Origin of the sequence: Candidatus Bandiella numerosa (assembly GCF_021811875.1) — a bacterium.
Taxonomy (GTDB): domain Bacteria; phylum Pseudomonadota; class Alphaproteobacteria; order Rickettsiales; family Midichloriaceae; genus Aquirickettsia; species Aquirickettsia numerosa_A.
Window position 1 is genome coordinate 1 of record NZ_JAJBJD010000142.1, and the last position, 2,869, is coordinate 2,869.

The following is a 2,869-nucleotide window of genomic DNA, read 5'->3' on the forward strand; positions in this document are numbered from 1 at the left end:
ATTCCAGTATCGTCTCAGCTCTCTTTATTTCTACTTTCTTAATTAGCCTCTCTGATACTACCTCGCCTTTTTCTTTTTTTCTTACTATTATTTCAAAATCCATTTGATACCTGTATTGTTTTAGGTCGAAGGTTAGCACTTTTCCTATTTATACGCTATCTAATATTTATGCTTCCAGAGGTGATTCAAAAAGAATCTAGAAAATTATAGCCTTTATCTTCAGCATCAAAGGATAAATTGAGTGTATGTTGTCTTTATCATTTTATTTAGGGCAATATTTGTACTACTTATACATATTTGAGATGGTGTTTTTTCTAATTCAAAAATCAAATTTTCTTTTCTCTTATCATCTAAGTGCGCAAATACTTCATCCAAAAGTAATATTGGAGCTATTTTACTTTTATCATAAATAGCATATGCTTGACCAAGCATCATCGATATAATCATAGATTTCTGCTCACCAGTAGAACATAAAGTAGCCACTCTGCCCTTATCTCTATCTGACACTAGTAGGTCACTTTTATGTGAGCCAATACTGCACCTTTTTGATTTTGAGTCAATATTCCTTTTTTTACGCAAATTATCTAAAATATATTCATAGACTTTAGCAGGATTTTCTTTCTTTAATTGCTCTTCTATTTCACCGTAAGTAGTGATAATTGGTTTGAGATAGTTGATAGTTAAAGATTCTAAAACTGAGTTGATTATTTTAATGCATTCAAGCCTATTATCGATTATTTTAAGGCTTAATTCAGCTATGTTCATTTCGATTTGCTCAAGCCATTTATTATCCCAATCAATATCATATAATATTTTAGTGCGTGATTGAGTAAAATATTCATATTTTAACAGATATTCAGCATGATTTGAGAAAAAATTATACGTCATTCTATCTAAAAATTTCCTTCTAACACCAGGAGATTCCAAAAATAAATTTTCCATTTGCGGTGTTAACCAAACAATTTTTAGTAAATTTGAAATATCTGTTTTCTTAATCAATTCATTGCCATTAACTCTGATTAGCTTTCTACCGTTTGAATTGGTATGGTTAAATTTACATCCTACCAATAAATTATAATCTAAATTTTGATTAGAATAATTTACTTTAACCGCCCACTCGGCATTTTGCCTATTAAAATTAGTTATGATGTCACTATTTTTTGAATTTCGAATACCCTTTGAAGCATTTAACAGGGATATAGCTTCCAGAATATTAGTTTTTCCACTGCCATTTTCTCCTAAAACTAAAATAAATTGCCCATCTAACTTTATCTCTAAATTTTGATGATTTCTAAAATTGTATAATTCTAATTGAGATATATATGATGACAAATCTTTTCTCGTCAATAAACCTCCAAAATAAAATTAAAAGTATGTTTTAGAGATGATAAAATCAAAAAGCTATTTATAAATACCTACTCCGTATGCTAAATTTGCATTGGCATTAGCACAAATCTACAATTTGTATTATCGCTATCTTCTACTAATACTGCCGTGCTGCCAGAATTTAATTTAAAATAAGCTTTTTTACCCGTCAGATTATTTAATATATCAATTATATACTTAGCGTTAAAGGCTATTGAAATTTCATCGCTGCTGTATATAGCAGGAATTTCAATAGTTCCTGAAGAATTTATTTTATCGCTCACAGATAACGTAACCTTATTTTTCTCTATCTTAAGTTTTACAGCCACTGTTTTCTCTGTTGAAATAGCAGTTACCAAATCTATGGCTTTAGCTAATTCGGAAGTTGATATCTCTAGTAGTTTCGTATTACCATATGGAACTGCTTTATCATAATCTGGGAATTTACCATCAATCAGTTTAGACACTAGTGTTGTGTTACCAATTTGAAATGTGATCTTATTTGATGAAACCCCAACTGGAACCTCCCCACTAAAATTTTCTAATAATTTTGTAAGTTCAAACACGGTTTTTTTGGGAATAATAATCTCAGGCAACAATTGTGCATTTTTCGGAAGAGTTATTTCACCTATTGCTAATCTATGCACATCTGTAGCCACTGCCCTTAATACATTTACTCCATTATCTTCTGTAACATGAAGGAAAACACCACTTAGGTAATATCTAGTTTCGTCATAAGAAATTGCATGTTTTGTTGTTGCTATGAGATAATGTAAATCACTAGATGTAATTTCAAATTCACAACTATGCTTACCCTCTTCAAAATCAGGAAACTCTTCTGCTGATAAACATGGTAGACTAAATTCACTTAATCCAGCTTTAATGAGCATTTTTCCAGGTTTGTCAGATGGTTCAAATATGAGTTGAATCTCATTTTGTATCCCAATTTTACGAATTATTTCATAAAATATATGAATAGGAACCGTTGTAGTTAACTGCCCGCCTACACTTGCGTTTATTGATTCTTTAGCAAATATATCTAAATCTGTTGTGTAAAATGATATCTTGTTTTTTTGTGTAGTAATTTTTACATTTGATAGTATGCTCTTTGTTGTTCTTTTCTCCACAATAGACTGAATATGACCTAAAGCCTGTAATAATTCACTATTGTTAACCTGTACTTTCATGCTAAATATTAAAATTGAAAACTATTTCCTAGATAATAAATTAACTTTATTATTTTGCAAGTTAAGCCTCAGTTATAAACGAATAATTTTCACAACGTATAGCTTGAGTCAGAGGAAGCATAAATATTAGATAGCGTTAAGCAACTTTTAGAATCAACTCATTGTCAATATTTGCTTCATAAAGATTCCACTCATTAGAGGACATAGTCGCTTTAATCTGCAAAACATTGTGTGCATTCTCTCGGGTCCACTGCATTTTTTGTTTTCGCTTGAATCTAGTATTTATTTGAGACTCTACTATAGTCTCTGCAATACTG

Annotated in this window: 2 protein-coding genes and 1 pseudogene; all 3 read right to left on the minus strand. The window is 30.3% G+C overall.

Annotated features, from left to right (window positions below; translation table 11 throughout):
- Positions 1–225: 225 nt before the first annotated feature.
- A complete protein-coding gene (gene recF / locus L8D11_RS04695) occupies positions 226–1,347 on the minus strand; it encodes a DNA replication/repair protein RecF (protein ID WP_236870514.1) in 1,122 nt (373 codons plus the stop codon).
- Positions 1,348–1,427: 80 nt separating this feature from the next.
- Positions 1,428–2,552 carry a DNA polymerase III subunit beta gene (gene dnaN, locus L8D11_RS04700; RefSeq protein WP_236870515.1) on the minus strand — a complete coding sequence of 375 codons (1,125 nt, stop codon included), beginning with the start codon at positions 2,550–2,552 and terminating at the stop codon, positions 1,428–1,430.
- Positions 2,553–2,688: 136 nt separating this feature from the next.
- Positions 2,689–2,869, minus strand: a pseudogene (locus tag L8D11_RS04705) (hypothetical protein); the annotation flags it as partial.